General features: G+C 40.1%; 7 protein-coding genes. 1 reads left to right on the forward strand and 6 read right to left on the reverse strand.

Annotated features, from left to right (window positions below; translation table 11 throughout):
- Positions 1-279 precede the first annotated feature (279 nt).
- A complete protein-coding gene (locus tag DD627_RS04345; protein ID WP_260267128.1) occupies positions 280-771 on the forward strand; it encodes an isochorismatase family protein in 492 nt (163 codons plus the stop codon).
- A gap of 29 nt (positions 772-800) precedes the next feature.
- Here the strand turns inward: DD627_RS04345 and folP are convergent, their stop codons facing one another.
- Genes folP through folB form a run of 6 tightly spaced genes read right to left on the reverse strand, consistent with a single transcriptional unit; the run spans position 801 to position 5,299 of the window.
- Positions 801-1,958 (reverse strand): dihydropteroate synthase, encoded by a 1,158-nt coding sequence (gene folP, locus DD627_RS04350; RefSeq protein ID WP_260274701.1) that lies wholly within the window; start codon positions 1,956-1,958, stop codon positions 801-803.
- Entirely contained in the window at positions 1,945-2,553 is a 609-nt protein-coding gene (locus tag DD627_RS04355) for a non-canonical purine NTP pyrophosphatase (RefSeq protein ID WP_057785006.1), read from the reverse strand. The genes folP and DD627_RS04355 overlap by 14 nt, the downstream gene beginning before the upstream one ends.
- Positions 2,546-3,862: a bifunctional folylpolyglutamate synthase/dihydrofolate synthase gene (locus DD627_RS04360; RefSeq protein ID WP_260274700.1), complete on the reverse strand. Its 1,317-nt coding sequence runs from the start codon at positions 3,860-3,862 to the stop codon at positions 2,546-2,548. Before DD627_RS04360 ends, DD627_RS04355 begins: the two co-directional genes overlap by 8 nt.
- 9 nt (positions 3,863-3,871) lie before the next feature.
- Complete coding sequence (gene folE, locus DD627_RS04365; protein ID WP_057785008.1) at positions 3,872-4,441, reverse strand: GTP cyclohydrolase I FolE; 570 nt, start codon at positions 4,439-4,441, stop codon at positions 3,872-3,874.
- Between the two features lie 14 nt (positions 4,442-4,455).
- Positions 4,456-4,938: a 2-amino-4-hydroxy-6-hydroxymethyldihydropteridine diphosphokinase gene (folK, locus tag DD627_RS04370; protein WP_057785009.1), complete on the reverse strand. Its 483-nt coding sequence runs from the start codon at positions 4,936-4,938 to the stop codon at positions 4,456-4,458.
- Positions 4,931-5,299, reverse strand: a complete 369-nt coding sequence (folB, locus tag DD627_RS04375; RefSeq protein WP_084254361.1) for a dihydroneopterin aldolase — start codon at positions 5,297-5,299, stop codon at positions 4,931-4,933. The genes folK and folB overlap by 8 nt, the downstream gene beginning before the upstream one ends.
- Positions 5,300-5,618 lie beyond the last annotated feature (319 nt).

A 5,618-nucleotide genomic window follows, 5' to 3' on the forward strand; every position in this document is an offset into this window, starting at 1 on the left:
TTACCGCTTTGTTTCACTCACTGTTTTTAAGAATTTCTTAAATAAAAAATGTAGCGTTTTCCTCTTTTCCATTCAGTTGTACTATAATAGGACAAGATGCTCATTTGGGGAGTTATATTTGCATTACCAATTCATTTCTCTTGAACTTATTCGCAAAGTTCATAAGCGTATTACTTGATTGATGATGCCTTGAACAGGGAAATAGATCGTCTTTGGATACCGAAAGTACTTTAGATTTAGTACTGTCAAACAAACTTGATTTATGAAAGAGGAAATATAATGGCAGATGTCTTAATTGTAATTGATATGCAAAATGCATTGCATAAAATGGCGAATTTTGATGCAGTTGTGGCAGGCATCAACAAACGAATCGCCGTTTATCGACAAGAAAAAAAGGCGATTTTTTTCGTCCAAACTACCGATGATGAGATTCCAAGCGATACCGAAGCCTTTGAATTAACCGACAAATTAGACTTTAAATCGCAGAAAGATGAATTCATCGTCAAAACAACACCCGATTCGTTTTATCACACTAATTTAGAGGCTTATTTAAAAACCTACAACACGCATAGTGTTGAAATTTGTGGCGGTCAAACTGAGTATTGCGTGGACACCACAATTCGGGTTGCACGTCATCTAAATTATGAGGTTGAAGTCACAAGGGGATTAACCACAACCTTTGACTCAGACCTTTTGAATGCTCAAATAATCATCAAGCATCATGAAAGTATTTGGGACGGATCGTTTGCAACCATGTTACCTTCAAATTAAAACTAGTAAAAAAGATTGAGAAAAATGTCTCAATCTTTTTTACTAGCATTTTTGAACCAATACCCATTGTTAATGGTTTGAAGCATCTTCACAAGTTGCTTCGTTTCCGTAATGTCATGGACGCGCAAAATATTTCCGCCATGCAAATACATATAAGTTTCTGCAATAAGAGTGACCGATAAACGGTCCTCTTTTTTTAAACCAAATAATTTTGCGCCAAACCCCTTACGGGAAATGGCAATCATTGTGGGGCGGTCAAAATCATTAAACCGATCGATGTTGCGCATCATCGCATAATCTTGATAACCGTCTGCAACTTTGGCATAACCAATTCCGGGATCTAAGGCGATACGGTCGCGATCGATTCCAACAGCAGTCAATTGATCTAGATTCTGCTTGAAAAAGTTTCGCATTTCTTGAGTCAAATTGTCATACTCAGTGTCACGACTGCTGTGCATGGTTAACAAGCCCATTTTAGTTGGTGCCAATAAAGCAAGTTTACGCGGATCGTCAGTGAAGGCATTCACATCATTTATAATATCAACTTCGCCGTCCTTAACGATGTCACGCATGATCTCAAATTTGTAGGTGTCAACAGCTAAAGTGACTTGAGGGTAGGAGTCGTGGATCTGCTTTACGTAAGGCATAATGCGCGCTAACTCTTCATCGGCAGTTATTTCTTTGAAACCCGGCCGTGTGGTTTGTCCGCCAAGTTCAATGACGTCCACCCCAGCCGCAACCATCTCAGCAACGCGATCCATGATTTTTTGAGGTTCAAAATAACGACCACCATCATAAAATGAGTCCGGGGTAATATTTAAAATACCGTAAATTAAAGGTTTTTGAATTAAATCGCGGTGCTGATTTCCATAATTCCAGTAAACGCCGTGCTGCGCATAAATTTCGGTCAACTTTTCTTGACTGACAGAGTTTTGAAACCGATCTTTGAAATGTTCCATAAACAACTGAAACGCAGTCAAAGGGAGAACGGTCTGGACGCTATTTTTGTTGGCTCGAATGGGAACATCAAATGCTGCCAATAATTTGGTTAGTTTGACCACTTCTGGTTCAGATAGATCGGTAAACTGCAACGCAATTTTACGCGCGTTACGTAACGTATCATAGGCGATTTGAGCCTCAAATGAATCGGGATGTGCAAATTCTTCAGTTTTGTCAGAAATATTCATATTCGTTTTGAACCGCCCTTTTTAGAAGATTATGAACTGCCTTTGTGCGATGTAAATAAGGGGCCTTTTTACAATCTGGCATCTCGGCTAGGGTATGAGTTTCACCCTGAGGAATGAGGATTTTGTCAAAGCCATAACCATTTTGGCCCCGTTCTTGGTCGCTAAAGGTCCCCTTAAACTCGCCAAAACCATGATACAGATGGTGACTAGGTGAACATAAAACCAGATCTGTCCGTAAGGTCACGTTTCGTGATTTACCGGCCACCAAATTGATCAAATAATCGTTTTTATCTTTATCTGTAGGATAATCTACTAGTTGGCGTGAAGTTTCAACACCAAATTTATCTGGATAAGCATCTACAATCATTCCAGAGTCATCCCCTAAAACATAAGCGTGAGGCATCTTTTCAGCAATAAAAATTGCTTTTTGCCGCGCATTATCTAAATAGCTTGTCGTACCTTCCTTTGGAAAGGTTGTGCGTGCAAGCTTATTTTGATAGGACTGGGCGTGCACATTTGCTACCTTAAAACATTTGGCAAGTTCGATGGTTTTATCTAGGTTATTAGAAGCAATGAGAATTGGTTGATTAAACATGAAATTCACCTTCAAATTGTTTGATAAAGTAAAAGGAACCAGTAATGATAATGACATCGTTTGTGGAACTTCTTTGCCGAGCTTGGGCAAGCGCTTCGTGTGAATCGTTGGTTTCAAAAAGATGGTCGTTAGCAAAATGAAACTCATTTCGAATCACAGTGGCAAGGCGATATTTGTCTAAAGCCCGTTGATGCTGACTGGGCGTGTTCACATACACATTAGTTGCAATTGGTAAGTAACTTTTCAACATTTCAAAGTAATTTTTATCCGCCAAAAAGCCCAATAGAAAATGGATTTTTCGATTTGGAAACAAACTTTTTAATGATTGAACTAATTGTTTAGCACCATCAGGATTATGTGCTCCGTCCAAAATAACGGTGGGATGCTGCTGAATAATCTGCATACGTCCGGGAACTTTGAGCTGTGATAGAGCCTTGTAAACGCACTGTTGGTCGAGTGACGTGCCATTTTGCCGAAGCCAAGTTACAGCACTTAAAACCGTAGCTAAATTATCTAGTTGAAAGTTACCGATCAAGCCCAGTTGATAAACTTGTTTGGTAATTAGGGGGCCACTAATCTGGACTTGGGTGCCTGTCTGATCCTGATTTAAAACTTTCAACTGAATGTTACGCACAAAATGGATGGCCACATGGTGTTTATCAGCCACAGTCCGCAAGACTTCACGCGTAATTTGTTTTTGATGGGGTGCAACAATCACTGATGAACCCGATTTAATGATACCGGATTTTTGAGTCGCAATTTTGCGAATGGTATGGCCGAGAATTTGGGTATGATCGTAATCAATGTGCGTAAACAAAGTCAATAATGGCGCAGAGATTGCGTTTGTGGCATCATTTTTACCACCTAATCCGACTTCCAATATCACGAAATCTACTTTTGCCTGTTTGAAAGCAACCAAGGCAATTAAAGTAAACCACTCAAAAATTGAAAGCAAAGCGACCTGATCTCGGTTTCCCAGCGTGTCACTAATAAATTGGTAGGCTTGAAGAAAAGCCTTATAACTAATCATTTGTCCATCAAGTTTAATTTGTTCGCGGTCGTCTAACATCGCGGGGCTGGAAAAACGACCCACGTGGTAGCCATTTTCCTGCAAAATAGCTCCCAACATGGCACCGGATGACCCCTTGCCATTGGTTCCGGCAATGTGGATAATTTTATAGCTCTGATCTGGATAATGGAGGTCAACCAGGATTTTTCGTAAAATGGTTACCCGATTATCTTGAGTGACTAGAACTTGATGATTCATTTTTGCAATTAAATTTTGGTAGGTTTGTTGGTCTTCGTTCATGGTAAGTGATTACCTCTGATGCGTCTGTTGGAGAAATTCGTTTTTTAACTCGTGATCATCGGCAAAGGTGCCCAAAAATTTATTCGTATACGTAAATAGACCCGATTTGTTGATTCCACGCATTTCCATGCACATATGGCGTGCAGAAATCGATACTGCCACACCTTTAGGGTTTAAAATGCGTTGTAATTCATCGGCAATCATCACTGTGATGTTTTCTTGGACACTTGGTCGGTGCGAGGCAAAGTCGACCAACCGGGGAATTTTACTCAAGCCAATAATTTTACCGTTTTGCGGAACGTAGGCCACATTGACCGTGCCAAAGAAGGGGAGGATGTGGTGTTCACACATGGAATAAAAAGGAATGTCTTGCACCAAAACCATACCGGCATTTTCGGCAACATTAAAAATTTTGTAATCCTCAAAATGTTGCTTGCCAGTTTCAGCAAAGATTTCTTCATAGGCTGTGGCCACTCTGGCGGGAGTTTCTTGAATGCTAGGTCTTTTGGGGTCATCGCCAATGGCTTCAATAATGTCATGCACGGCGTTTTCTATCTTTTTTTTATTTTTTTCGATCATATTCTGGTTACCTCTTAGTCATGTAAAATTTCTACCCAATTCTGGTCAGGCGTCGTTTGTAATTGTTGCTGGGTTTTAGCAATCAATTTGTCATCTGTTAAAACATCTAACAGTGGGATCAGCACAAAACGGCGGTTGGCAATTTCGGGATGGGGGATGATTAATGTGTCATCCTGATAGGTTTCGTGATTAAAGTACAAAATGTCCAAATCAATTGTCCGGGGTCCCCAATGAATAAGCCGTTTCCGACGCAAATTCTGTTCAATCTGATGTAACTCATCTAAAAGACGATGGGCATCTAAAGAAGTGGACAAGTGAATGGCAATATTTAAAAAGTCATCTTGCGGGACGCCACCCACCGGTTGCGTTTGATAAATGGGCGAAACTTTTTTAACGTTGATGGCTGAATTCTGGTCGAGCAGGTTAACAGCCTGTTTTAAGTTGGCCTGGCGATCGCCAAGATTAGAGCCAACACTTAAATAAACGTCATTATTCATGATGCTGTTCTCCGGAAACTTCAATTTCAATGTTGTCAAAGATTCCGGCAATCGGGACGCTATATTTGCGCACTTTTAATTTAACGGCCTGAATAGTCGGGTAGGTGGCCAGAATTTTTTTCAAAAGATGATTAGCCACACTCTCAATTAAATTGTAGTTATTGTTTAAAACGAAATCTTCAATGGTTTGGTAGACGTCCGCATAACTAACCGTTTCTTTCAGGTTGTCGTGCAGAACCTTCTCTTCAATTGGATAGGTGAGTTCAGCATCAATTTCAAGGCGCTGACCCAGTTTCTTTTCTTCAGCAAACACACCGTTAAATGTATGAAAGCTCATATTATTTATTCTGATTTTACCCATCTTAGCCATTCCCCCAGGCAGTTACAAAATTTATTTCCCTTTAATAGTATCATGTTTAGCACTAAGCGTCTTTTCTGAAGGCCATTATATAGAAAAAACCAGAACAAAACTCAAAAAGAGCCGTGTTCTGGTTTTCATAGGTTAACTAAAGGTTGAAACCACAAAAAACTTATCTTGTTGCTTGATACGAAAACGTTCATGGCAGCAAAATTAGATAAAATGCCGTCTTCCAGCAAATTCGGGCTGGAACGTAGTGCGAGTTCTTGCGGCCGAGTTTACCACAAGAATCGACATCGACTGGAGCAAGAAAGATTTTCGG

It is taken from the genome of Pediococcus sp. (assembly GCF_003533255.1).
GTDB classification, from domain to species: domain Bacteria; phylum Bacillota; class Bacilli; order Lactobacillales; family Lactobacillaceae; genus Pediococcus; species Pediococcus parvulus.